Origin of the sequence: Olivibacter sp. CPCC 100613, from assembly GCF_036959255.1 — a bacterium.
Classification (GTDB): Bacteria; Bacteroidota; Bacteroidia; order Sphingobacteriales; family Sphingobacteriaceae; genus Olivibacter.
The window spans coordinates 110,082-135,560 of the sequence record NZ_JAWMTI010000010.1 but is presented as its reverse complement, the minus strand read 5'-3'; the positions used below and the strand labels follow the sequence as shown (position 1 = coordinate 135,560).

The following is a 25,479-nucleotide window of genomic DNA, read 5'->3' as shown; positions in this document are numbered from 1 at the left end:
TTCTGAACAACTATGCCATAATTAAAACCCGACTCTCATTTCCATATTTTATTTCATTGGCAAATGTTTCTTTCCCTCTTTCCAGTGGAATTAAGGAGATGCCTCTGCGTTCATATTCTTTTTCGAGACTTGAGGATACCATTCCGGCGCCTTTCCAAGGCCCCCAGTTAATAGCCATCACCCGGCCTTTCATTTTTCTCCGCAACACTTCTGCATAGTGATCCAGTACGCTGTTCGCAGCTGCATAGTCTGTCTGTCCTCTATTTCCATAAACAGAAGCGATACTGGAAAAGAACACAATAAATTGGGTGTCATTTCTCAACTGCTCAGCTAGAACACGCAAGGGAGTAACTTTGGTATTAAAAACTCTTTCAAAAGAATCTGGAGTTTTATTTTCAAATAATTTATCCTCGAGAATACCTGCCCCATGAATAACACCATCAATTCGGCCATATTTCTTATAAATTTCCTGAATCAGGAGTATCAATGCATTTTCATCTCTGACATCGACGGCCCGGTAACTTACCTCTGCACCGTGTTCCTGAATAGCGTTCATATTGCTTAGGATTTGCTGGGCTTTGTACAATTGTATCGTCCTTTGCTCAATCTCAGCTGGTGATTTAGAATAGCCTTGCTCAATAAGCCCCTTTCTAATTTCTTCCTTACTTTGTCGGATGATTTGATTTGAATCGATCGGGTCGGGACAAGATGATCGACCTACTAATACATAATTACAAGGGTATTCTTTTGCTAAATGGGTGGTCAAAGCAGCGGTTATTCCCTGCGCGCCTCCTAAAACAAGAATAACGGCATCTTTATCTAAAGCAAAGGGATGCTTGTTTTCGATTTGTAGCGGATCGTTCGTTTCTTTAACAGCATGCCTAAAATTATCTTTGTAATAGATAACCGAAGGTTCATCAAGGCAAAGCATTTCGTCAATCAGTAAGTGAGAAATTTTCTCTTCTGCCGTTTCATTCATAAAATGAATCGTTCGGCATTTTACCTGTTCATATTCTTTGTCTAAACTCTTAATAAAGCCTGTATATCCTTGGTAACTTCTCAAGAATTTAGGATCTTCATTCTTATCAACGTGGGCGGCATGATCAGACACTACATAAACCCATTTTACATGGTTCATATCCAGCGATTTTACCATGCGAACAGCATCTATGATATTTAACCGATAGTTAGAAGCTACCATGTCCAAAATGATCAGCCCATCGTAGTCTGCTAATTCTTTCTCTTGTGAGACAATATCGACTATTGCACCGCGTTCTTCCAGCGCTTCCTTAATGAGGAAACCAAGACTTCCATCGCGGGTAATCGCAACTTTTGCACCAGCTAAGGTATTGGGATATTCTTGCTTAAGTAAAGCATGAACATCTGTCAACTCAAACTTGATACGCTTTAACGTGTCGTTTATCGCTTTATTTTCGAGTAAGTTGTCTGCAAGCGATATTTTTTTCTCGTCACTTGGCGCATTACCGTCCTGGAGTTTTGCAGTAATCCATTCGATCAGATGGTTTAAGGTTTTAAACGCAGATAGCTTCTCCATGTCCTCCTCATGACCTTCGACATTGGGTATAATCGCTGCTAAGTTACATTTGAGCTCACCGATAATTTCGATTCTTTTAATGGAATCTATGCTTAAATCGGCTTCCAAATCCAAATCAAGACCGAGCATCTCTGTTGGATATCCGGTTTTTTCGCTTACGATCCCTAGAATCATCTCTTGGATATCTGTTCGTTGAAGTGCAGGGTGCTGTTGCGTCATTTCTGCTGTTGGCTTTTCATGAATATCCTTTATTAAATTCATGTCAAACCAGCCCAACAAACCATTCAGTGTTTTAATGGAAGCTAATTGTTCTACCATTTCATCCTGACTTTTATTTTTGAATTGAAAGCTACTTAACTGTACGCGCAACTCGCCAATGATTTCCAGCCTCTTAATGGAATCAATGCTTAAATCTGCTTCAAGATCGAGATCCATTCCCAGCATATCTTTCGGATAACCTGTTTTTTCACTCACTACTTCTATTAATATAGTAGAAAGGGATTTAACCGGTTCAGGGCTTGGTGTACCGGAAAGATTTTCATTTAGCTTTTTATCAACTTGAGCGAAAGGGGGTTCTTGTTTTTCTGTCAATAATTGTTTTGACGGAGGGAAAGGTGTTGGAAGAATAGGATTGCTTGTATTTGGTTGACCTAAATAAGCAAGAAGAACATCTCGTTGCGCCTGAATAAGCATCTTCATACCCGATAAATATTCCAATGTCAGTTGTTCTGCAGATCCTTGTACGGGTGAAGCTTCGTTTTTTGTTGTATTTTGCACGCTTAGTTCACTAAAATTGATGATTGGTTTTGTTACAGGTGGTGCACTGTAAGCTGGTAGCTTGCCGTGTAAAGGTGTTGCCATTTGACCATCTACAAGCCATATTGAGGAACTTTTTTTAAGTATTTCAGGATTATCGAGATCTAACTTTATCGCTTGTCGATCCGTAAATAAAACATCCACTTTAAGGGTTTTTCCTGTAGCCATGTACTGTGCCAAAGCCACTAATAGTTGCGTAATGCCATGTTTTCCATTTTCTTCTGTATGGATCAAAACTTCGTCCTTGCCCAAAATAGATTTCGTCAAGCTTGTCAGGGTCTTACCTGGTCCGACTTCGATAAAAATCCGGGCGCCATCACGATACATTTCTTCGATCTCATCAGAAAAACGTACAGGGTTAACGATATGAGCTGCTAAACGTTCTTTGATGGCATTCGGATCTGAAGGATATAAGGAAGCACTTGTGTTTGACCAAACCGGAACAGTCGCTTGTTTAAAGGAAAAATCATTCAGCAAATCCGCATATAGCGATTCGGCTTTTGCAATTAGTGGACTATGGAAAGCACAGGCCACTTCCAATGGTCGATAGGAAATTTTCTGTTCCTTTAAAAACTGCATAAGACTTTCCATAGCAATCGTTTCTCCTGCTAAAACCCATTGCTGTGGCGAGTTATGATTTACGGCATAGACATTTTTATGCGAAGAGAGTAAATGATCAATCACCTCTTTGTCGCCATTTACCGCCACCATCATGCCTTTGTCCGCTTCAGTAGAGGCTAAAATTGCTTCAGCTCTCCCTTTACTTAAAATAAATAGCGCTTCCTCATCAAACACGTTGGCAAATGCAAGTGCAGGAAGCTCACCATAACTATGTCCTGCGAGCATATCGGGCATAATTCCGAACTCCTGTAATAGTTTGGCAATGGCTATGTCTATTAGTCCTAAAAGTGGCTGCGCCATACGGGTATCCTTAATAGCCTCTTTTTGCTTCTTTAAACTCTCCTCACTAAAGGTGTTATTAGGAAAGAGTACCTTTTCATATTCGGGATAACGATTGAGAAGTGATCTCATTCTTGGAAAATTCACCAATAGTTCTCTGGCCATATGAATCCGCTGGCTTCCCTGTCCGGCAAATAGAAAAGCCGTTTTGCCCTTCATCTCTTTTGTAATATAGGTATCCTTAGCATGGGTTCCTGATAATACCAAATCTGCTTTAAACTGCAAATCTGCTATCGAATCAGCGATAATGGATAGCTGCACGGGCGAATCATTATAAGTAGCAAGGGAAAACGCAAGATCACGGAGTTTTACCGTGTCGTTGAAATCAATAAGCTTCTTTATTTTCTTGAGTAGCAACGTTGCTTCTTCATAATTGTTCCCTTTGAAAACAAAAAGTTCAACAGGCCATTGCTTTGTGATAGAAAAAGGTAAGGGAGTCGCGGCATGATTGGAAACAACAGCATGAAAATTTGTACCGCCAAAGCCGAAAGCGCTCACCCCTGCTACTCTTTGTTGATTCGTCCATAAGCCCGCTTTATCGGTAAATACAAACGGACTCGTTTTTTCATCATAGAAGCTATTAGGTTCTTTTAAATTAATAGTTGGTGGTTTTACCCCGTAATATACACTCAATGCACTCTTAATCAAACCCGCCATACCAGCGGCACATTTCGTATGTCCGATTTGTGTTTTAACCGAACCAAGATGAGTTTGTTGAGGAACAGCACCGCGCTTAACCATTGCCTGCGTTATGGCGCTTAATTCAGTACGATCTCCAACAACAGTTCCGGTGCCATGTGCTTCAACGAGTTCCACGGACGATATCGATAGGCCGGCCTGCGAATAGGCGCGCTCCAATGCCTTGGTTTGTCCAGCTAATCGTGGTGCAGTTAATCCGAGACTTTTTCCATCGCTGGAACCACCGACTCCTTTGATCACTGCAAAAATTTCATCACCATCGCGCTTGGCATCTTCTAATCTTTTAAGTACAACCATTGCGACACCTTCTCCTAGCGCAATGCCATCGGCATCTGCATCAAAGGTGGCACATCTACCTTTCTTTGAAAGAGCATGTGTGCTGGCAAACATGAGATAATCATTAATACCATTATGTAGATCTGCAGCACCTGCAATGACCATATCCGATTTATTGAGAATAAGCTCCTGGCATGCTAAATCTATGGCAGCTAAAGATGAAGCGCAGGCGGCATCAACCGTATAGTTGCGGCCACCAAGATCTAAACGGTTGGTGATTCTACCGGCAATCACATTGGCCAACACGCCCGGAAATGAGTCTTCCGTGAGCTTGGGTAAGGATGCGTCAACTTCCTGTGGTATTTCGCCGAAAAACTGTGAAAAGAGTGCTCTGAAGCTGTAATTGTTTGCTAAATCATTGCCACCTTCTGCTCCTATGATAACCGATACATTCTCTTTATTGGCTTCTTTTGCAGCATAACCGGCATGCTCAAGTGCCCGCTTTGCGACGAGTAGACTTAGTAGTTGTGTAGGATCAATAGCCGCCAGCGACTGAGGAGGGATTCCAAATTCCAGTGGATCAAATTCAATTTTTGGTATAAAACCGCCCCATTTTGATGGAGATTTGCGGCCATTGGTATCCGTTGGGTCGTAATAAATTTCTTTATTCCATCTTTCGTCGGGAACTTCTGTTATACAGTTCTTGGCATCTAATATATTTCGCCAAAAGGCATCCACATCTTTTGCACCTGGATAGATACAGGCCATTCCGATAATGGCAATATCTATTGCTTTATCATCCGTATTTGTTAAGGTAAAGGTTTTAGCATCCTCTATATAGTTAAAATTATTGTTGGCCACATCCTCGTGCAGTTCGGCGATTGTTCTGATTTTATTATTTAATGCGGCAACTTGTCCGATCATATACATACCTTTCTGATACTGCATATTTTCATTCAAGGGTGTCAGGCTATCGGACACTCTTTCGATCCCTTTACTGGCAATACGTAGTCGCCCTACGTTTAGCTTCTCTAACGATTCCCATATCAGTTTTTTATCGGTCCCTTCGTTTTCAAGCCTACGTTTTTCTTCCTTGAAATAAGCAGTAAATGGCGACTGCAAACACCTGGTTTCATGACCTGGAGCTGTTTCTAAAAGGACGGTTTCGCTTTGTTCTAAGGCTTGTTTTTGGAAGCCCGGTAAAATGGCGCCCGACTCAACGGCTTCTTTTGTATAAATATAGGCAGACCCCATAAGTACACCGATTTTAGCTCCACCTATGGCTAAGGGAGCACTCATGATGGAGAGGAAAGCGCTGGAGAAGCTATCATGTATACCACCTGCAAAAAAGAGCTCAAAAGATTGTAGTTGTTCCTCTTGTAGAATCCGTTCAATTTGAAGTTCCCAAAGTACAAGCGAGGACAAGGGCCCAACATGGCCACCGCATTCTCTTCCTTCAAACACAAATTTTCTGGCACCTTCCTTAATAAATAAATCAAGAAGAGTAGGTGAAGGAACATGTAAGAACGTTTTAATACCCTCTTTTTCAAATGGGGTCGCTTGTGAGGGACGGCCACCTGCTATAAGCAAGACAGGAGGTTTTGCAGCTAAGATATAACGGGATTGCTCTTCTCTTAGATCCTGTGGCGCAAAACCTAAAATTCCGATTCCCCACGTTCTATCATGAAGTGTTTCCTTGGTCTTTACTATTAACTCTTTTGCTTTTTCGCCGGTCATTAAAGAAAGTGCCACAAAAGGCAGTGCACCATTGGTAGCCACTGCATCAGCAAAGCTTGGTAGATCACTTACCCGTGTCATGGGGCCTTGCGCTATCGGATAGCGTATTTTAAGCTCTTGCGCTAAGGAGTTGTGTGCTCTTATGGGCGTATCTAATTTGGCCTGTCTTATATGACCGTTGATAGATTCAAGCAGACCCGATGAGAGTCGGTCGATTGTTTTATAAGTATGAACGAGCCCTTTTGATAAGATAATATCCTGCCCGATAGGCAGGTAAGATTCTTCAAGTGCATAGCTGTCTTTTAAATACGGAAGCAAATCCGAAAACAGGGCTCCTTCCGGAAGTTGTGGTGCATTCGGTCGATTCAGCACGCGAAAATTGTCGACCAACTTAGTTTCCGTGCCATTTAATCTTTCAATAACATCTTTCAGTGTTTGTGGCACCGTACATTCGGGAAATAATGAGAATTGACTGTCCAGCACGATACCTTCCGCTCCTAGTCCGATAAGTGCGGCAGCGGAGTGGATTCCAATACCACCCTGAACCCATATAGCCAAATCCTGCAAGTCCGGGTCGTGAATTACGCGTTGAAATAAAATGTAACTCGCTTCGTAGGCAACCTTTCCACCCGATTCGTTTCCTTTAATGATAACGGTTTTGGCCCCTTTAGCCTTTGCCAACTTTGCCTCTTCGACAGAATGTACCTGAAAAATAATCTCCGCATCTACGGCCTCATTTGATACCTCGTTACAAAAGGGTATAATGATATAGGCGACAGATGACGGGATGTCTTTTAGTGAAATCTGAGAATTTGGAAGACAAAGGCCGATAGATTTCGGTTTATACGGTGTAATGGCGTTGTATATGTGCTCTATTTGATGGGGATTTCTACCGATATGTAAAACAGGTATAAAGGGAGTTTTGCTAAGTGCCTTCAATAAAGCTAAATCAGGGAGCTCGAAAGGGGTTATACCAATCAACTTTGCTGTTTTCATGATGTTGATAATTATAAGTGTAGTAAACGATAAAAAAATAGTTGGTTGGATTTTTTTTTCGTTTAAGGAATCTGCTTGTTCTTCTGTTTCATAAACTTACTGTGTTTTTATGTGCGGTATCTTTCCGGACGCATATCAAAAGTTCGGACATCCGTCTGACTAAATTGCTTTGACTATGCATAAATCCCAAAACAAATAAAAAGATGAAAGAGGTGTCTTTAAATTATTGTATGCAATCATTGTTCTTTTATACTTGTCTTCGATAGAGTAGGACAATAACAAAGCATTTCCGTCTAATTATTTTTGATGCAAATTAGCAAATGACAGACTTTTTTCTTTTGTTCATTTTGTTCATTGGTTTTTTAAAACGATTTGACGTCATTTTCTGCATTTTTCAATCACAAAGCACCGATTTGTTGATTTTTTGTTAAGAAAATATGAAAGAAACTTGTGCCCTTAGTAAATAACTGATAAAAAATCATTGGCTAAATACAGGAGTGTATTTTGTATCAAGATAAGATTAAATGATAACTAAGAATTGAGGTGGAGAAGTGCTTATTTTACATTGGCTGCATTACGGATAAAAGACAAAGCTTGATCAATGAAAGGGCTTTGCCGTTCGTTGATTATTTGCCTTGCATCTTCTGCCGAAAACCAGCCCGCTTTGTCTATTTCAGGAAAGCGTTGCATTTTTCCTGATTTTGGAGGCCATATCATTTCAAATGTGTTACTGCGTACTGTGCGTAAATCGATATCACCTTCTAACAGCCAACAAAGAATTTTCTTTCCTCCTTTTTGGATTACGGAATCCAATGCCATAAATTCACCTTTGGGTTTATGTCCGGTCTCTTCTTCAAATTCACGTTTTGCCGCTGAAAGGGCGGATTCCTCATTTTCGAATTCTCCTTTTGGAATGGTCCAAAAGCCCTTGTCCTTTTTTACAAAAAATGGCCCACCCGGGTGAACAAGAAAGAATTCTACGCTTTTTTCCTTAACACGGTAAAGTAAAATACCTGCACTTCTTTTCATGTCCTAAATTTAACGGTTAAAGTATGAGGATAGCTGAGTTAAATGGATATTACATTTATCTATCCAGTTATTTCATAAAGATAGCGCTTTTAATAGATTAAAACAGCTCTTCATGGAAAGATTCAAAGAATCAATCTGAATTACCCATATTTTCAAACAAGCTACAGCATATTTATATTTTTGTGCAAATTACATCTTATGACTAAAACTAAATTAACAATCAACGAAAACGGGTCGCTCAAAGTAGAAGGAGAATTTGAAATAGTTGACAAAAACGGTACCCCATACGGTTTGGATGGACGCACACTGGTATCAATTTGCCGTTGCGGGCTATCGTCAAGGAAACCCTTTTGCGATGGTTCACATAAGGGACATTTTGAACATGAGGCACTTGCTTTTGATTTACCGCCGAAGAAATAAATAGGGAATCTTATAGTAAATGAATTAAATCGAGGAATGAATTTGTCAACCTATTGCTGTTGGCAAATTGCGTCATAAAAGGGTGTTGCTTGCGACATCCTTTTAGGGTAAATTTGTTATTTGATTAACGTATCTTCTCATTTCTATTTTAACGTAAAATTTCGTTACAATGAAACACATCTCATTACTTAATCCTATAGGTGAAACGAGCTTGAGCAGCATGGAAGCAACTTATAAGATGTTTTCTAAAATTAACGAAGCGTTACAAAGCGCTGGAAAGGAAGCTATTTTCGACATTCAAATAGTTGGGCTTTCGGATGAAGCCGTCCAGTCGGGACGGATCTTTAGCATACGTTCTGACATCACGATTCACCAACTACGAAAGACAGATCTTATCGTTATTCCGGCTATTCACGGTAATATGGAAGATATCTTGTCTATAAATCGAGAATTTGTACCTTGGATTCAGAAGCAATATCAACTTGGTGCTGAGATAGCTTCCCTATGTATTGGTGCCTTTTTACTAGCCTCCACCGGTTTGTTAAATGGACGTAGCTGTACAACACATTGGTTGTCAGCTAACGAATTTAAAACCCGGTTTCCGGAGGTAAAGTTGATGCCCTATAAAATCATTACAGACGAAAGAGGAATTTATACAAGTGGCGGAGCCTACTCATCACTGAACCTGATTTTATATTTGGTAGAGAAGTTCGCGGGACGCGAAATGGCCATTCGATCGTCAAAAATGTTTGAAATTGATATCGAAAGAAACAATCAGTCCCAGTTCATCATCTTTCAAAGACAAAAAGATCATGAAGATTTAACGGTTCGACGGGCACAAGAGCTTATTGAAGAGAACTTTCATGAACGTATTACGGTGGAAGATCTTGCCGAGCAACTTGCTACAGGTAGAAGGAATTTTGAACGACGATTTAAGAAGGCAACAGGGAATACGATTTTAGAATATATACAGCGTGTTCGCGTTGAAGCAGCAAAGTTAAGTTTTGAAACGAGTAACGAGAATGTGAATGAGGTTATGTATAACGTGGGATATAGTGATTCTAAATCCTTCCGAACAACCTTCAAACGCATAACAGGGCTTTCCCCTATGCAGTACAAGAGTAAGTACAGCAGGCAGGTCGCCGTTTAAATCAGAACCGGGAACATGACAAGGCGTATAAAACCAATAAAGCGCCCCCTTGTTAGTTAAATATAGCAGCAATAACAGAAGCTTTATATTTATTGGATAAACTAATGGAAATTGTCATCATCATCGTACTCATTCTTATCAATGGTCTTTTTTCAATGAGCGAGCTAGCCTTGGTTTCGACCAGAAAATTCAAATTGGAAGCTTCCATAAAAAAGGGAGATAAGGGAGCTGCCAAAGCGTTAGCATTGGCTAATAATCCTACAACATTTTTGTCGACCGTTCAAATAGGTATTACCTTGATCGGTATTCTGACGGGGCTTTTTAGTGGCAAAGGTCTAACACAAACCGTTGGTATTTACTTAAGCAATATTGAAGTAATTGCCCCTTATGCTGAGTCGATCGCCGTGTTTTTAGTTGTTTTATTAATCACCTACCTTACGATTGTATTCGGGGAGTTAATTCCTAAACGGATAGGTTTGCACTATCCGGAAACTATCGCAATGACTATTGCTATGCCCATGATTTTGCTTTCCAAGATCTCCTTACCAATTATTTGGATATTAACTAAAACCAGTAATCTGTTTTTTAATTTATTTGGTATAAAGGAACATCACGAGGAGGTTGTTTCAGAGGAGGAAATCAATGCGATAATCAAAGATAGCACGGAAGGAGGGGAGATACAGCCAATAGAACAAGATCTCGTTAGACGTGTTTTTTCACTAGGAGATAGAAGGACCGGTGAGTTAATGACAAACCGGATGGATCTTGTTTGGATTGATGTAACAGATAGTTTGGATGTCATAAAATCAAAGATTAGCAATTACCCGCATTCAGTTTATCCTTTATGCGAAGGATCTTTAGATAAATTACTTGGACTTGTATCCGTTAGAGAGCTCTTTTTGGAAGAAACGCAAAGCTCCTCGCCGGATCTGAAGCGATATATAAAAAAGGCTTTGTTTGTATCGGAATATACGGCAGCCTATCGGGTTTTAGAATTATTACGAAGTGCGCAACAACGCTATGGAATTGTTTTAGATGAGTATGGCGATCTGCAAGGTTTGATTTCTATAAACGACATATTAGATGAATTGATAAGCGACAGAAGAGATCCCGCGAATGATTACCAAATTGTACAACGCACGGAAAATACCTGGTTAGCCGACGGCCAATTGCCTATTTTTGAATTTATTAAGTACTTCAATTTGTCGGATGCCCCCGAAGCAAATAACTTTACTACACTAGGAGGCTTACTGTTAAAACTATTGGATCACATTCCTACCCTGACCGAAAAAGTGAGATGGAATGATTTTGAACTTGAGGTTGTAGATATGGACGGCATGCGTATTGATAAGATACTTATTACACGTATCGAGTAAAGCCCATTGCGAGAAACTGTTTTAGAGCGATCGGATTACATCGTTCATTACTGCGATACCCCTGTCGATATCTTCACGCTGTATAATAAGAGCCGGCCTGAAACGGATGCTTTTCTCGCCACATCCTAAAAATAATGCATTTTTATCAAGACTTCTCTTCAGAAAGTGATTTCTACTTTCTTTGTTTGGAAAATCGAAAGCCGCTAATAAACCGCGACCTCTAACGTTACTGACGATAGAATGGGTATCCGCAAGATCTAAAAGTTTTTGCTGTAAATACTCACCAACTTCTTCTGCTTGTGAAACTAAATGGTCCTCTTCAATAATTTGCAAAATCTTAGTTGCCCTGACCATGTCAACTAGGTTTCCGCCCCAAGTCGAGTTAATCCGTGATGGAACTTTAAAAACATTCGTTTTTATATCATCAATTTTTTCACTAACTAAAATACCGCAAACTTGCATCTTCTTTCCAAAAGCAATAATATCGGGCCTTGCCTTTGCGCCAAAATGCTCGTGACACCAAAATTTACCGGTTAAACCAACACCTGTTTGTACTTCATCGTAAATTAAGAGTGCATCGTTCTCATTTGTCAAAATACGTAGTTGTTCTAAGAACTCCCTTCTTACATGATTGTCTCCGCCTTCAGATTGTATCGGTTCGATGATAATTGCACAGATATCGTCTCGATTATCGGCAAAAGCCTGCTTGATCTGAGCCAACGATTGTTCCTCTCTTTTAAGAAGATCTTCATAGCCGTGATCGGTAAAAGGAAATTCAATAGAGGGTACACTCACTCGTGGCCAATCAAATTTAGCGAACCATTTCGTTTTTTCCGGTTGGGTATTGGTCAAACTCATTGTATAACCCGTGCGACCATGAAAGGCTTTTTGAAAATGTATAACTTTAAGCCCTCTTTCTTTAATATAGCCCTTTTGAAAATTCTTTTGCACTTTCCAGTCCATCGCTGTTTTCAAGGCATTTTCAACTGCCAGGCCACCTCCTGCAATAAAAAAAGCATGCGGTAGGTAGGCGGGAATCCCAACACGCTCAAAGGTATCGACGAATTTAGCATATTGCATCGTATAGATATCCGAATTGGATGGATTCGTTAGTGCAGCTAAGAATAAATCCTCTTTGAAAGCCTCATCGCTTAACATTTTGGGATGATTATAACCCAGCGGGACAGAAGCAAAGCAAGTGAAAAAATCCAGAATCTCCCTGTTGTATTTCGAATCATACATCACAACACCTTGACTTTTCTTTAAATCGAGTGTTAAGTCATAACCATCAGTAAGAACATGTCTACCGATAATGGTTTGGGCATTCGCTGGGGTAACGGAGATCTTTTTCATGAAACGCTACTTAATTGGTTTATCATCAAACATAAGATAAAATTTCAAAAAACGCAATTAAAGCCAAATATTTGTTTTGTGTTTTGATAGATAACCTTATTTTGTGACTTAAAATTATCATTTCAACAAAACATACCTAGAATCCATCCAGTTTTCCTAAAATGCCTATTAATCCACCGGTATGTATAAATAGAATTTTTGAACCTTTTTCGAACTGATGTTTTTTGACCAGATCTGTTAATGCAAATAATGCTTTAGCGGTATACACGGGTTCAACCAAAATACCCGTTTGGCGTACAAAAGACTTGGTAAAGTCAACTAATTCAGGTTTTGTTTTTGCATATCCCCCAAAATGATACTCGGTATGGATGGTGATATTATCCGCATCGCTATATAATTTTTTTACTTCCTCTGAAAGAAAATCACCACCGGCAAGTACGGAAATACCATGGAGCTTTGTTTGGCTATTTCGCTGATTTAAGCCCATGCTTAAACCAGCTATTGTAGTACCTGTTCCACAGGCACACACCATATGATCATAATCTGTTGCTAGCTCTGCTATTATTTCTGCGCAACCGAGTAGAGCGAGTTCAGAAGCACCACCTTCGTTTATGAAGTATGCGTCACCATCCTTTCCAAAATGGTGATTAAATAATTCCTGTTTGTCTCTATAGGCATCTCTTGTAACGTATAGGAGATGCATGCCAAATAACTGACAAAGTTTTAAATTCGTGTTTTCAACAGGTTCACCGCGAACAAAACCGGTAGTTTTAAATCCAAAGGAGGCAGCAGCGGCAGCTGTAGCAAGCAAATGATTAGACCACGCGCCCCCAAATGTTATTAGGTGATTCTTTCCTTTCTTCCGAGCGTCTTGCAGCATATACTTCAACTTTCTCCACTTATTACCTGATATAAAAGGATGGATCAAGTCGTCCCGTTTGATATCGACTAGATAGTCCTTTTCATTTAGAAGTTCATACCTTAGGCGTTCTGTAGGGCTGGAAAAATGAAAAGGAAACATACTGTATGATTTTTACGGTACAAAACTACATGGAAAACTTGCAAATATAGCTTATTAGGTTTTTTATTCTAAAAATTATAGTAGGTTTGCTAACCCAAAATAAAACAACAATCTATGGTAAAATATGAAAGGTTCACTTTAAACAATGGCCTAAAAGTATTAGTACACGAAGATAAGTCTACACCAATGGCGGTGCTCAATATACTCTATGATGTTGGTGCGCGGGATGAAACACCTGATAAAACAGGCTTTGCCCATCTTTTTGAACATTTGATGTTCGGTGGATCTGTTAACATTCCGCAGTTTGACCTTCCTTTGCAGCGGGTGGGAGGGGAGAGTAATGCATTCACAAGTAATGATATTACAAACTATTATATAACGCTTCCGGCGATCAATCTGGAAACTGCTTTTTGGTTGGAGAGCGATCGTATGCTGAGTTTGGCCTTCAACGAAAAAAGTCTGGAGACACAAAAACAGGTCGTCTCGGAAGAATTTAAGCAACGTTATCTGAATCAACCCTACGGCGATGTATGGCTCAGATTAAGACCATTGGCATACAAAGAACATCCCTATAAATGGGCAACTATCGGAAAAGAGATTTCTCATATCGAATTGGCATCAATGCAAGATGTAAAAGCCTTTTTCAGCAAGCATTATACGCCGCAGAATGCAATATTAGTTATTGCCGGAGATGTGGAATTGGATGCGGTTAAAAGTCTAGCTGAAAAGTGGTTCGGTTCCATTCCTGCCGGCAATAAATATATTCGCCATATTTTACCTGAACCAAAACAGTCGGAGCCACGTAGAGAAGTTATCAAGGCCAATGTTCCTGTAAACAGTCTCTACATAGCATTTCATATGAATGATAGACGTTCAAAAGCGTATTATACTTGCGACTTGATTTCTGATATATTGTCAAGAGGAAACTCATCCCGATTGTTTCGTCGATTGGTAAAAGAGCGAGGGCTTTTTAGCGAAATAAATGCTTATTTATTAGGTAGTTTAGATAATGGTTTGTTTTTAATAGAAGGAAAACCTTTACCCGGTACAACCATGGAGCTTGCTGAACAAGCTATATGGGAGCAATTAGGTGATTTACAGCAGGTGCCGGTATTGAACTACGAGCTTGAAAAAGTGAAAAATAAGATAGAATCCACCATGGTGTTTGCAGAAATGTCAATTTTAGATAAGGCTATGAATCTGGCTTATTTTGAGTTGTTGGGAAATGCAGATATGCTTAATGAAGAAATAGCAAATTACTTAAATGTGTCAGCAAAAGCAATACAGGAAACGGCCCAACAACTATTTCAATTAGAAAATTCATCCACGTTAGTTTATTTAGCAGATTAATATGATCGATAGAACCAAGGCACCCAAATTTAATCTGGTAGAAGATGTGAAACTTTTGCAACCGGAACAGGAATTGTTATCGAACGGAGTAGACCTCTTTATCTTTCATTCAGGAGCACAGGATTTAGTGAAAATCGAATGGGTATTCCAAAATTTGAACGCAGATGAGCTCCAGCTACCCTTACTCAATATCGCTTTAGCGGGTATGTTTTTAGAAGGTACTGAACAGTATACGAGCGCAGAAATAGCCGAAAAAATAGATTTCTACGGCGCGTTTTTGCAACCCGAGTATTCATTCGATCATACGTCCCTTACCTTGTATGCACTTGGTAAACATGTTGGCAAATTATTGCCCATCGTAAAAAGCATACTGACAGAAAGCATTTTTCCTGAAAGAGAGCTTGATACCTATGTTCGCAACAACAAGCAAAATCTTTCCGTATCTTTAAAGAAGAACGATTTTGTTGCAAGAAGGGTTTTCAATAAAGCTATTTTTGATAGCAACCGATATGCCTATGCACCCGAAATAGAAGATTACGACCGATTAGATCGCTTACATTTATTAAAACTATATGAATACCAAATAAATGCCGCTAATTGTACCATATTTATATCGGGTAACGTAACAAAACAAATACGCCAAACCGTCAGTGAAATTTTTGGAAATCAATGGGATGCGCATTCTTTCAATCAACTGCCGAAGAATGGTGTTGGTACAAACTCGAAAAACGGAAGTTTAATTCTTGTAGAACGGGCAGAAGCTTTGCAGTCGGCTATCCGCATAGGTTACCAAACAATTAATCGGAAGCACCCTGATTTTTCGTCATTTCAGTTGTTAAATACAATTTTAGGAGGCTATTTTGGGTCTAGGTTAATGGCTAATATTCGTGAAGAAAAGGGCTTTACTTACGGTATTGGATCGGGCATCGCATCATTAAAATATGGAGCCTTCTTCACGATAGCCACAGAGGTTGGAATTGATGTAACGAACGAAACGTTGATAGAAATCGAAAAAGAGGTCAATCGTTTAAAAAACGAACCTGTTTCTATGGAAGAGCTGAATTTGGTAAAAAACTATGTTAATGGTGCTTTTTTAGGTTCGTTGGAAAATGTTTTCTCCCATGTGGACAAATTTAAAAATGTACACTTCGTTGGATTGGATTTGACGTATTATAATCGACATTTGCAGATTGTAAAGGAAAGTACACCGGAAACCATTATGGCCTGTGCAAATAAATACCTTGACTATAATAATATGGTTAAAGTAGTGGTTGGCAAAATGAAGAATTAAACATAACAATAAATACACCGGTAATGCGAGCCAAAACCCCAGCTTTGACTCGCATTACTGTTAAAATATAAAGTTAGTACTCAAGAAATTGGAATCTTGGTGATTCACGATTTCATTAATAAGTTCTTTGTTTTTATCATTCATCTTGGTAGCTACCAACGACCGTATGGAGAAAGAACGCAAGGCATCTACGACGGAGAGCGTACCTTCTGCACTATCTTTCCTACCTGTAAAAGGAAATTTATCCGGCCCTCGTTGACATTGGCTATTGATATTCACTCGACTGACAAGGTTGACAAAAGGATCGATTAAGGAGGCTATTTCCTGCGCATCATTACTGAAAATACTAACCTGCATACCATGAGGAGAATCTATTTGATAGTTGATTGGCTCTTCGATGGAGTCATAAGGAATGACGGGAATAATCGGTCCAAACTGTTCTTCCCGGTAAAGTTTCATCTTTTCATTCACTGGATAAATCACGGCAGGATAGACAAAGGAAGCAAGATGAGCGCCACCGTTTTCATTCACAACCTTCGCACCATGGAACAGCGCATCATCGATGCATTCTTTTAAATACTCCGGTTTCCCGGGTTCCGGTAAGGGCGTTAAACTAACACCTGGAATCCAGGGCATACCGAACTTCAATTGCGCAATAGCTTCCCCTAACTTGTGAAGAAAATCATCGGCTATATCTTTATGGACAAATACAATCTTAATGGCCGTACATCGTTGTCCATTAAAAGATAGGGCTCCCAATACCGTTTCACTGACCGCAAGCGAAATGTCCGCATTTTTGGTAATAATTGCGGCATTTTTGGCGTCCAAACTGAGCACTGCTCGCAATCTGTTAATTTTTGGATGGCGTTTTTTTAGATCGTTGGCTACTTTGCTTGAACCGATAAAAGCCAATACATTAATTTTTCCGGTCTGCATTAAACCAGGTGTAATGGTAGCTCCTCGCCCATAAATGGTATTAACCACACCCCTTGGAAAAGACTCCTGAAAGGCTTTCAATAAAGGATAATGTAATAGGGTACCATGCTTAGGTGGTTTAAAAAGCAAGGTGTTTCCCATAATTATTGCCGGAATCAGGGTGGTGAAGGTTTCATTTAATGGATAATTGAAAGGCCCCATACAGAGAACAACCCCAATAGGTGATCTTCTTATCTGCGCTACCACGCCTTCTTCGATCTCGAACCGAGAGGACTGGCGGTCTATATCTTTTAATGCGTCAATCGTCGCATTTATGTAATCGACGGTTCGATCAAATTCTTTTGCAGCGTCGGTATGTGATTTTCCAATTTCCCACATAATCAACTTGACCACCAGTGAACGCTGCTCGTTCATCTTGAAAACGAATTTTTGCAGACATTTTATTCGATTGTCAATACTCATTGTAGGCCACTCACCGCGACCGTTGTCATATGCATTTACAGCAGCATCTAGAGCCTCCATAGCCTCTTTATCAGTACAAATAGGATAAGTACCAATAAATTTGCGATGTAAAACACCCTGTTCATCCGGTATGCAAACCGCCGAGTAGACTTCACTAACAGGGCCCGTCCAGTTACGCATCTCACCATCGCATAGATAGGTTCGTTGATGTAACTCTTCGCGAATGGCGAACTCCTCCGGTATTTCGCTTTCCGGTACAAATAAAGATTTTAATTGATCGTTAAATTTCATTTTTTGTTTTGATATTGATTGTGAAACAGTCAGTATAATGCTATTGCAACTTATACCTTTCCCCTTCTGTTTAGATTTGGTGAAAATAGCTATTTATTTATTATTTTCATAATAAAAGCACATATTAATAAACAGTTAATTAATTTTAAAGGCTTTATGTTGACAAATGAAAAAAGGCTTGCAGGTTAAATCTGCAAGCCTTTTTTCATTTAATGGGCTATCAATTAAGCAATAGCCGTTATGAATTGATCTTTTGGCTTTCTTACCTTTTTTAAATTGACAAGCCAGTCATTTGACTCGTCCCTATATCCAAGGGGTAGAAGTGTAACGCTTTTCAACCCTCTCTCTTCTAGGTTAAGTAGTCGGTCTAAGGCTGCATTGTCAAACCCTTCCATTGGCGTAGCGTCTACTTGCAAAACAGCGGCTGCAGCAATTGCTAAACCGAAGCCAATATAAGCCTGACGAGCTGCATGTTCGAAATTTGCTTGATCAGAACGACTTGTATAAGAAGCAATCAATCTATTTTTGTAATCGTCCATCGCATCATTCGGTAAACCCCTCTCTGTCACCGTATGCAGAAAGATATCGTTAATACGTTTATTCGTATAGGTGTCCCAAGCTGCAAAAACAAGTAAATGTGAACTGTCCGTTATTTGACTTTGGTCATAAGCAACTTCTCTTATTTTTTCTTTTAATATAGGATTTGTTACCACAATAACTTCATATGGTTGCAAACCTGATGAGGTAGGCGCAAGATAAGCGGCATCCAATATGGCTTCTACTTTATCTTGTGGGACAACCTGTCCATTCATTTTTTTAGTGGCATAACGCCATTTTAATGCTGTTAATAATTCCATTTTAATCTAATTTATTACGAATGTGGAATCTTATCCTGAATGAGGATTTTCTCCATTGTTCTAAAATCTTTGCAAAGTTTAAAAATATAGTTTACTTTTGAAAGTATTTATCTTATAGATAGTACTTTCCTTTTGGAAACTATAGTAGAAATGATGGAAACAAGAGAAAAAACACTAACAAGCGATACCTGTAAAGAAAAGCTACGTGCCGTACAGGATACATTGGATGTATTAGGGGGTAAATGGAAAATTGCGATCATCAGTGCGTTAAGTTTTGGAAAATTGCGTTTTATGGAGTTACAACGTGAAGTAGAAGGGATAGGAGCAAAAATGCTATCAAAAGAATTAAGAGAATTGGAGATCAACGGACTGATTTCACGTCATGTTTGTAATACCAAACCCATAACCGTAGAGTACGAACTTTCAGTATATGGGAAAACGTTACAAAATATCATTAATGAAATGATCAATTGGGGAATAAATCACCGTGAGCGTATTAAAGAGCAATGTCATGAACAATCTACATAAAGGGAAGGATTATTCTATTCGATGACCGACTTGCCAAACATCTTTGTAAGGAGTTCATAAAGCTCAGGATGATGTTGTTTGAACTTATCTGGTTTCTCAAAAAAATACTCGGATACAACCGCTAAGAATTCTGCTTCATTTGTTAAGGCGTAAGGGTCGATATCTGAATGTCCTGTCTTGATCTTATTCATTTCCGTATGCATCATTTTGATCCATGGAATTACATAAGGACGAGCCAAAAGAAGCTCAGGGACACCATCAACACTGCCGTCTCGTTTATCGATCAAGTGTACAAACTCGTGGATAGCGGTATTATTTTCGCCTCCGTTTTTTGAAAACCCTTGGTGTAAGGCACTTTTCGATAATATCATCTGGCCATTCATAAAACCTTCACCAACCATACCCAACGTATTTCTATGCATACCATCAAACTGAAAATCCTTATTGAAGGTGTCGGGGTATAAAATAATGTTGCTCAGGTTTTTATAATGCCAATAAGGGAAATTAAAAATGGGTATAACAGCACTGGAAGCAATCAGCACCCGATCCACGTTGTCTACCTCCGTACCAACACCCTCAATGTGCACATCTTTTAAAAAGCTCGTGACTTCTTCAAGAAAGCGATTCCGGTCTACTTCATTTAGTTCCCTATAAAAGGAAACGTGCTGATTGAGGATCACTTTATAAGCCTCCGACGACTCGGATACACCATCCTGTTGCTTTTTCCTCTTTGACCATATGAATAGTAATACAATTGACATCGTTATGGCAAAGAAGACATATGATAAAATCTCCATCTTTTTATTAAAGAAACTAAAATACAAATAATGGTGAATATTTATGTTTCGTTTAAATTTTGCTAAACAAAAGATATTCAGGTATCTAAAAAAAAGAAAAAAATTAAGGTTATTATACCCTAAATTAGCGCTTCCAAAAGCAATCTTAATGAAGATCATCATAACAGAAAAGCCGTCTGTAGCACGTGATCTGGCAAAGGTATTTGGAGCTACAACGAAAAGAGACGGTTATATAGAGGGCAAAGGGTATTCCTTTACTTGGGCATTTGGACATTTGTTGCAATTGGCCCCACCGCAAGCGTATGGATATATTGGCTGGAAAATCAAAAATCTGCCTATGCTCCCGCAAAAGCTAAGACTAAGTGTGCGTAAAATCAGAACAAGTGAAGGGATGATTGAAGATCCATCGGTACGGAAGCAACTCAATACCATCAAAGCTCTTTTCGATATAGCAACGGAAATCATAGTAGCCACGGATGCCGGTAGGGAAGGTGAGCTTATATTCCGATATATCTACCATTATCTTCATTGCAAAAAGCCATTCAGGCGACTTTGGATATCTTCTCAGACTGACGCCGCCATTAAAGATGGATTCAGGAATCTGAAATCGGGCAAGGACTATGATACCTTATTTTACTCTGCCCACTGCCGTTCGGAATCGGATTGGCTGGTAGGGATGAATGCAACGCAGGCTTTGAGTATATCGGCAGGATCGAAAACGGTGCTATCCTTAGGTAGGGTTCAAACTCCCACATTAGCGATGATTTGTGCCCGCTATCTGGAAAATAAAAATTTTGTACCACAAACCTACTTTCAAGTTGTCATTGCAATAGAAAAAGATGGTCAAAACTTTAAGGCTGTTTCCAAAAAAAACTATCATAAAAGGGAGGAAGCGGAAGAAATTCTGCAAGCTGTTAAAAGTGTAGCCGACGGCTTTGCTACCGGAGGTGATGTTTATAAAGTCGAAACAAAAATAAAAAAAGAACAACCTCCTTTGCTGCACGATCTAAGTAGCTTGCAACAGGAAGCGAACAAAAGGAAGGGATACACCGCGGATGAGACGCTTGCAATTCTACAACGTCTTTATGAGGAAAAATTAATTACTTACCCACGTACAGGTAGTCAATATATAGGAGATGATGTTTTCGAAACTATTCCGCAACTCATTGAAAAGCAACAAAATCATTCCTTCTTTGCTAGGCAGGCGGCAGTTTTAGCCGAAAACAAACTCAACAAGAGAAGCGTAAATGCCAAAAAAGTGACTGATCATCACGCTATTTTACCGACCGGAGAGATACCACGTAATTTGACACCTGATAAACAGGTGATTTATGACATGATTATCGGAAGAATGTTGGAAGCGTTCCATGAAGTCTGCGTGAAAGATTTGACTAAAATTACCATCGAATCAGGATCAACCTTTATTGCAAATGGGACGGTGATTAGATCTGCCGGATGGCGTGCTGTTTATAATGAACCGGAAGAAAGGGACCAAGATCAACCTGAAAACAACACGATACCGAAAGTGAATGAAGGGGAAAGCCTAGCTATTATTGAAAAAAGCATGGCTGAAAAACAAACAAAACCTAAACCACTTTACACCGAAGCCAGCTTACTAAAGGCTATGGAAACGGCAGGTAAGGAGATTGAAGATGAGGAATTACGTTATGCGATGAAGGGGAGCGGTTTAGGAACTCCCGCTACCCGTGCATCAATTATAGAGACTTTGATAAAACGATCCTACATCATAAGGAAGAAAAAGAATCTAGTTCCAACGGACACAGGGCTCGCGGTGTACGACATCGTAAAAGATAAATTAATTGCGCAAGCTGAGCTAACCGGTCAATGGGAAAAACGATTAGAGGAAATACGTTCTGGAGCTTCTGTCAAGACTTTCAAAGAAGAAATTAAGCAGTATACACAAAAAATTACACAAGAGTTGTTAATAGCCGGAAAAGAACTTGAGCTCACGTTGGAAGACCGAGAATAGATAACATTGCTTATCCCTTTTGGAAAAAACTATTTATTGTCTTTATCCAATTTATCTTTTAATTTCCATCTCTTCAGTAACACCATGGTTGAATGCTTTTTAAGATGATATTTTTCAGGTTCTCCAATAAGAAAACCAAAAGCTTTCATGGAGGGAATGGCATCAAATAGGACTTTAATGACCGCAGTTAGTGGCAATGCCAATATTAAACCTGCCAAACCAAATAACATGCCTCCAAGTAAAATGGCAATAACGGCCATTAATGGATTAATACTTACTTTGCCTCCCACAATGTTAGGCGTAATGACATTGCCTTCCAGAAATTGGACAACCTGAAACCAAGCGATGACCCCAATCGCATACCAATAGCTGTCCTTGGTAGCAAGTGCAAATACGGCCGGCAATATCGATCCAATTGCGATACCTATGTAAGGAAGTAACATTAAAAGCGATGCCAATGTGCCGAAAAACCATGCATATTCAACGCCCATTAACAATAGCCCGACGGTATTCAAAATGGCAACAATAGCCATCACGGTAATTAAGCCCAACAGATAGCTTTGAACAACACTGTAAATACGATTAAGTGTTTCATGAACCTTATCCTGTGGCGTACTACGAAACGCATGAAAGAAAAATTCGCGGAAAAAGTCTCGATAGTAAAGAAGAAAAAAGGAGAAAAGCGGCACGATGATGACACCCGCTAAAATACCACCTACAGAACCAAAGGCGGCTGAAAGATAGCTGCCTGCGTTCGATAAAGCTCGATTAGATAACTCCTTCACCTTGGCTGTCAACTCGCCGGGTTCTACACCAAATTTAGCAGTTATCCATTGCTGGATGGTATTAAATATAGTCAAGAATTTACTTTGGAGATCGGTTCCATTATGGCCGATAACAATCACCTGGTGTACGATAAACCAGATTAACCCGGTTATAATTAGTATAGCCAAGATGACAGAAAGAATAGATGAAAGCGCTCGATGGACATTGTACCTTTCAAGAAATCTCGTTACCGGGTAAAGGGAAATAGCAATTAGAATAGAAAACATAAGTGGAACCAACACGCTCTGTAAAACATAGAGAACAGTAATAATTAGCACCAGCGACAATAAGCTGGAAGCCAGCTCAAAAGAATACGGTTTTTTTTCTGTGGAATTTGGCATATGAATAAATGAATTCTCAATAAATCCATCACTTAACAATAGACGAAAACAATTGTTTTCATTGTGTTGAATTTGACGATAATCGAGTCTATTACCCAATGAGGGGAGAAGTGTTTTGATATTTCAATTTTGGCGTAAATTAACCTTAACTTCGCAGCTCTTTGCAGAATAAATAGATGAATGACTCGTTAAATTGAATAACATGGCTGAATGGCTAAGGATTTTTAAAGAACAACTAATTCACACCCCTTTGATTCAATGGCTTGGCGTATTTTTTGGAGTAGCGGAAGTATTATTGGCCCGATATAACAAGGTCGCACTGTATCCCTGCGGTATTATCAGCATTCTCATCACCATGTTTGTTTTATATGAAGCGGGTTTGTATGCAGAGATTCTTTTGAACATCTATTATCTAGTAATGAGTGTATATGGTTGGTATTATTGGCTCAGAAAAGGCAGCAGCGAAAAGGTGCTTATTACAACTTGTTCTATGAGCGATTGGTTAATAGTTGCCGGTCTTCTTTTATTGGGAACGCCTTTCTTGTATCAAATTCTTATTCACTATACGGACTCTACTGTTCCTTTATGGGATACCGCGGTAAGTGTAACCGCTTGGGCAGGAATGTGGTTGTTGGCAAAGAGAAAAATAGAAAACTGGTTGCTGTTGAACATAAGCAATGCGCTTGCCATCCCGCTTTATGTTCATAAGAACCTTATGTTATATGCTATTTTAACTTTATTTCTTTTTATTGTGGCCATTTTTGGTTATTTAGCATGGAAAAGAAAAATTAGCAGTCAGATAATGCAGCCTCAATAGTCAAAAAATGAAGCTTCTTCAAGAATTAAAAAAAATAGCCGGGGAGTTACGTGAAGAGGGCGATAAAGCCGAATTAACCGGCGTTTTAACGGATAAGCAGTTAACCTATATTTATGCTAATAGACTTTTCAATCTTTTTGTGCCGGAAAGTCTTGGCGGACTGAACCTTTCGTTAATAGAAGCACTTCGGGTAGAGCAGCTACTAGCGGAGATCGACGGGAGTTTGGGGTGGACGGTTACCCTCTGCAGTGGGGCCAATATGTTTGTTGGCTTTCTAGATCAAGATATCGCGCAAGTATTATTCAATGACAGCAAAGTGTGTTTTGGCGGTAGCGGACGGCCGAGTGGTCGCGCAGAAATTACGCCTGAAGGTTATTTGATTTCAGGGAAATGGCAATTTGCAACCGGGGCCCCACATAACACGGTTTTCACGGCAAATTGTGAAATTTATCAAAACGGAAGGCCTGTGCTGAATGAAGTAAAAGAACCCACCGTAAGTTCTTTCTTCTTTTTACGTGAAGAAGTTGTGATTATACATGAATGGGATACGATGGGTTTAAAAGCAACTGCAAGTCATAGTTTTGAGGTAAATAGGCTACATGTAAATAAACATAGGGCATTTAAAATCGATCCGGAATACACGGTATTAAAAAATCCAATTTTCCGCTATCCTTTCCAGCAATTTGCCGAAGTTACCTTATGTGTTAATTCACTCGGTATGACCATGAGGTTTCTCGATCTATGCAATCAAATCTTCGATGAGCGATATAAGTGCACAGCAACTGATTTTCGGGAACTATTACCATGTCGGTATTTGTCAAATGCAAAACGGGAGATGGAGCATCTGCAATATCATCTTTATAATTTAGTTGAAACTTCATGGGGGCAGTTGAATGACACTAATTCTATTAATCCCTTCATACTTAAGGAAATAAGTGTAAGCAGTCGTCAACTGGTACAAAAGGCTCAGCAATGGATATCGCTGCTGTATCCATATTGTGGAATGAAAGCGGCTAAACCGTCGGAAGAAATTAATCGTGTATGGAGAAATTTATTTACTGCTAGTCAACATAGCTTACTAATAACACCTGTAGTAGATAATTAACGATCTACGCGTACGCTAGCTTGCGTATAAATAAAAAAGTTGCATACTTCCCGATAACCGGGATGGTATGCAACGCTTGCTATTCCCAACCATAAGGTTAATGAATGTTTATCTGCTGTTGCTTATTCTTCCACAATCGTAGCGTCAGGTGCATTTTTTTTAACGGAACTAATACCATTATCACGGCCGGCACTTGATTCGTACATCTCACTAGTACCGATAATTTGTCCATTTCTTGCCTTTAGGTTAAAAAAATACTTTCCATTGCTAGACTCCTTGCTATCAAATCGCTCATCTAACTTTGCATTTTCCTTAACGGAGGATATACCATTATTGCAAGCTGACTTGGTTGTATACTGTTCGCTTGATAAAATCACCTGGCCATTATCTGCTTTTAAATTAAAATGAAACTGGCCGTTTTTAGCTGTTTTAATAACAAATTTTCCCATAACAATAAGTTTAATATCTAAACAAACATAATAATTAAGTTATTTAATAACA

The 25,479-nt window shown here is 39.4% G+C and carries 18 protein-coding genes; 9 read left to right on the top strand and 9 right to left on the bottom strand.

The window, feature by feature from the left end:
* Window positions 1–10 precede the first annotated feature (10 nt).
* Complete coding sequence (locus RYH73_RS23330; protein WP_335315903.1) at window positions 11–7,039, bottom strand: SDR family NAD(P)-dependent oxidoreductase; 7,029 nt, start codon at window positions 7,037–7,039, stop codon at window positions 11–13.
* A 555-nt stretch (window positions 7,040–7,594) separates the two neighbouring features.
* Window positions 7,595–8,068 carry an NUDIX domain-containing protein gene (locus tag RYH73_RS23325; protein WP_335315902.1) on the bottom strand — a complete coding sequence of 158 codons (474 nt, stop codon included), beginning with the start codon at window positions 8,066–8,068 and terminating at the stop codon, window positions 7,595–7,597.
* Window positions 8,069–8,266: 198 nt separating this feature from the next.
* Here RYH73_RS23325 and RYH73_RS23320 point away from each other — a divergent pair, with 198 nt between their 5' ends.
* From RYH73_RS23320 to RYH73_RS23310, 3 genes are all read left to right on the top strand, one after another.
* Entirely contained in the window at window positions 8,267–8,488 is a 222-nt protein-coding gene (locus RYH73_RS23320) for a CDGSH iron-sulfur domain-containing protein (RefSeq protein ID WP_335315901.1), read from the top strand.
* 169 nt (window positions 8,489–8,657) lie between these two features.
* Window positions 8,658–9,638, top strand: a complete 981-nt coding sequence (locus RYH73_RS23315; protein ID WP_335315900.1) for a GlxA family transcriptional regulator — start codon at window positions 8,658–8,660, stop codon at window positions 9,636–9,638.
* 104 nt (window positions 9,639–9,742) lie between these two features.
* The gene (locus tag RYH73_RS23310) at window positions 9,743–11,014 is read left to right on the top strand and encodes a hemolysin family protein (RefSeq protein ID WP_335315899.1); all 1,272 of its coding nucleotides are present in this window, start codon (window positions 9,743–9,745) and stop codon (window positions 11,012–11,014) included.
* A 21-nt stretch (window positions 11,015–11,035) separates the two neighbouring features.
* Here the strand turns inward: RYH73_RS23310 and lat are convergent, their stop codons facing one another.
* Both lat and RYH73_RS23300 read right to left on the bottom strand, forming a co-directional pair.
* Complete coding sequence (lat, locus tag RYH73_RS23305; protein WP_335315898.1) at window positions 11,036–12,367, bottom strand: L-lysine 6-transaminase; 1,332 nt, start codon at window positions 12,365–12,367, stop codon at window positions 11,036–11,038.
* Window positions 12,368–12,503: 136 nt separating this feature from the next.
* Window positions 12,504–13,388 carry a 1-aminocyclopropane-1-carboxylate deaminase/D-cysteine desulfhydrase gene (locus tag RYH73_RS23300; protein ID WP_335315897.1) on the bottom strand — a complete coding sequence of 295 codons (885 nt, stop codon included), beginning with the start codon at window positions 13,386–13,388 and terminating at the stop codon, window positions 12,504–12,506.
* 114 nt (window positions 13,389–13,502) lie between these two features.
* Between RYH73_RS23300 and RYH73_RS23295 the strand changes: the two genes are divergently transcribed.
* Window positions 13,503–14,738 (top strand): M16 family metallopeptidase, encoded by a 1,236-nt coding sequence (locus RYH73_RS23295; RefSeq protein ID WP_335315896.1) that lies wholly within the window; start codon window positions 13,503–13,505, stop codon window positions 14,736–14,738.
* A gap of 1 nt (window position 14,739) precedes the next feature.
* The gene (locus RYH73_RS23290; protein ID WP_335315895.1) at window positions 14,740–16,029 is read left to right on the top strand and encodes a M16 family metallopeptidase; all 1,290 of its coding nucleotides are present in this window, start codon (window positions 14,740–14,742) and stop codon (window positions 16,027–16,029) included.
* 60 nt (window positions 16,030–16,089) lie between these two features.
* Here the strand turns inward: RYH73_RS23290 and RYH73_RS23285 are convergent, their stop codons facing one another.
* Together RYH73_RS23285 and RYH73_RS23280 are read right to left on the bottom strand one after the other, a co-directional pair.
* The gene (locus tag RYH73_RS23285) at window positions 16,090–17,718 is read right to left on the bottom strand and encodes an NADP-dependent glyceraldehyde-3-phosphate dehydrogenase (RefSeq protein ID WP_335315894.1); all 1,629 of its coding nucleotides are present in this window, start codon (window positions 17,716–17,718) and stop codon (window positions 16,090–16,092) included.
* A 224-nt stretch (window positions 17,719–17,942) separates the two neighbouring features.
* Window positions 17,943–18,575 carry a nitroreductase family protein gene (locus RYH73_RS23280; protein WP_335315893.1) on the bottom strand — a complete coding sequence of 211 codons (633 nt, stop codon included), beginning with the start codon at window positions 18,573–18,575 and terminating at the stop codon, window positions 17,943–17,945.
* A 150-nt stretch (window positions 18,576–18,725) separates the two neighbouring features.
* On the opposite strand from RYH73_RS23280, the gene RYH73_RS23275 reads away from it, so the two are divergent.
* A complete protein-coding gene (locus RYH73_RS23275) occupies window positions 18,726–19,103 on the top strand; it encodes a winged helix-turn-helix transcriptional regulator (RefSeq protein ID WP_335315892.1) in 378 nt (125 codons plus the stop codon).
* Window positions 19,104–19,117: 14 nt separating this feature from the next.
* Here the strand turns inward: RYH73_RS23275 and RYH73_RS23270 are convergent, their stop codons facing one another.
* Window positions 19,118–19,900 carry a zinc-dependent peptidase gene (locus tag RYH73_RS23270; RefSeq protein ID WP_335315891.1) on the bottom strand — a complete coding sequence of 261 codons (783 nt, stop codon included), beginning with the start codon at window positions 19,898–19,900 and terminating at the stop codon, window positions 19,118–19,120.
* A gap of 148 nt (window positions 19,901–20,048) precedes the next feature.
* Between RYH73_RS23270 and RYH73_RS23265 the strand changes: the two genes are divergently transcribed.
* Window positions 20,049–21,890 carry a DNA topoisomerase 3 gene (locus RYH73_RS23265; protein WP_335315890.1) on the top strand — a complete coding sequence of 614 codons (1,842 nt, stop codon included), beginning with the start codon at window positions 20,049–20,051 and terminating at the stop codon, window positions 21,888–21,890.
* 29 nt (window positions 21,891–21,919) lie between these two features.
* Here the strand turns inward: RYH73_RS23265 and RYH73_RS23260 are convergent, their stop codons facing one another.
* On the bottom strand, window positions 21,920–23,056 hold the full coding sequence (locus RYH73_RS23260) for an AI-2E family transporter (RefSeq protein ID WP_335315889.1): 1,137 nt from the start codon (window positions 23,054–23,056) through the stop codon (window positions 21,920–21,922).
* Between the two features lie 202 nt (window positions 23,057–23,258).
* Here RYH73_RS23260 and pnuC point away from each other — a divergent pair, with 202 nt between their 5' ends.
* Both pnuC and RYH73_RS23250 read left to right on the top strand, forming a co-directional pair.
* Window positions 23,259–23,873, top strand: coding sequence for a nicotinamide riboside transporter PnuC (gene pnuC / locus RYH73_RS23255; RefSeq protein WP_335315888.1), 615 nt, complete (start codon window positions 23,259–23,261; stop codon window positions 23,871–23,873).
* Window positions 23,874–23,880: 7 nt separating this feature from the next.
* Complete coding sequence (locus tag RYH73_RS23250) at window positions 23,881–24,978, top strand: acyl-CoA dehydrogenase (protein WP_335315887.1); 1,098 nt, start codon at window positions 23,881–23,883, stop codon at window positions 24,976–24,978.
* A gap of 122 nt (window positions 24,979–25,100) precedes the next feature.
* Here the strand turns inward: RYH73_RS23250 and RYH73_RS23245 are convergent, their stop codons facing one another.
* Window positions 25,101–25,427: a YegP family protein gene (locus RYH73_RS23245; protein ID WP_335315886.1), complete on the bottom strand. Its 327-nt coding sequence runs from the start codon at window positions 25,425–25,427 to the stop codon at window positions 25,101–25,103.
* Window positions 25,428–25,479 lie beyond the last annotated feature (52 nt).

Coding starts and splice junctions, on each gene's coding strand:
- RYH73_RS23285 (WP_335315894.1), bottom strand. CDS start 17,718: ATGAAATTTAACGATCAATTAAAATCTTTATTTGTACCGGAAAGCGAA.
- RYH73_RS23300 (WP_335315897.1), bottom strand. CDS start 13,388: ATGTTTCCTTTTCATTTTTCCAGCCCTACAGAACGCCTAAGGTATGAA.
- RYH73_RS23250 (WP_335315887.1), top strand. CDS start 23,881: ATGAAGCTTCTTCAAGAATTAAAAAAAATAGCCGGGGAGTTACGTGAA.
- RYH73_RS23245 (WP_335315886.1), bottom strand. CDS start 25,427: ATGGGAAAATTTGTTATTAAAACAGCTAAAAACGGCCAGTTTCATTTT.
- RYH73_RS23265 (WP_335315890.1), top strand. CDS start 20,049: ATGAAGATCATCATAACAGAAAAGCCGTCTGTAGCACGTGATCTGGCA.
- RYH73_RS23275 (WP_335315892.1), top strand. CDS start 18,726: ATGATGGAAACAAGAGAAAAAACACTAACAAGCGATACCTGTAAAGAA.
- RYH73_RS23325 (WP_335315902.1), bottom strand. CDS start 8,068: ATGAAAAGAAGTGCAGGTATTTTACTTTACCGTGTTAAGGAAAAAAGC.
- RYH73_RS23310 (WP_335315899.1), top strand. CDS start 9,743: ATGGAAATTGTCATCATCATCGTACTCATTCTTATCAATGGTCTTTTT.
- RYH73_RS23290 (WP_335315895.1), top strand. CDS start 14,740: ATGATCGATAGAACCAAGGCACCCAAATTTAATCTGGTAGAAGATGTG.
- pnuC (WP_335315888.1), top strand. CDS start 23,259: ATGGCTGAATGGCTAAGGATTTTTAAAGAACAACTAATTCACACCCCT.
- RYH73_RS23270 (WP_335315891.1), bottom strand. CDS start 19,900: ATGGAGATTTTATCATATGTCTTCTTTGCCATAACGATGTCAATTGTA.
- RYH73_RS23260 (WP_335315889.1), bottom strand. CDS start 23,056: ATGCCAAATTCCACAGAAAAAAAACCGTATTCTTTTGAGCTGGCTTCC.
- RYH73_RS23315 (WP_335315900.1), top strand. CDS start 8,658: ATGAAACACATCTCATTACTTAATCCTATAGGTGAAACGAGCTTGAGC.
- RYH73_RS23330 (WP_335315903.1), bottom strand. CDS start 7,039: ATGAAAACAGCAAAGTTGATTGGTATAACCCCTTTCGAGCTCCCTGAT.
- lat (WP_335315898.1), bottom strand. CDS start 12,367: ATGAAAAAGATCTCCGTTACCCCAGCGAATGCCCAAACCATTATCGGT.
- RYH73_RS23295 (WP_335315896.1), top strand. CDS start 13,503: ATGGTAAAATATGAAAGGTTCACTTTAAACAATGGCCTAAAAGTATTA.
- RYH73_RS23280 (WP_335315893.1), bottom strand. CDS start 18,575: ATGGAATTATTAACAGCATTAAAATGGCGTTATGCCACTAAAAAAATG.
- RYH73_RS23320 (WP_335315901.1), top strand. CDS start 8,267: ATGACTAAAACTAAATTAACAATCAACGAAAACGGGTCGCTCAAAGTA.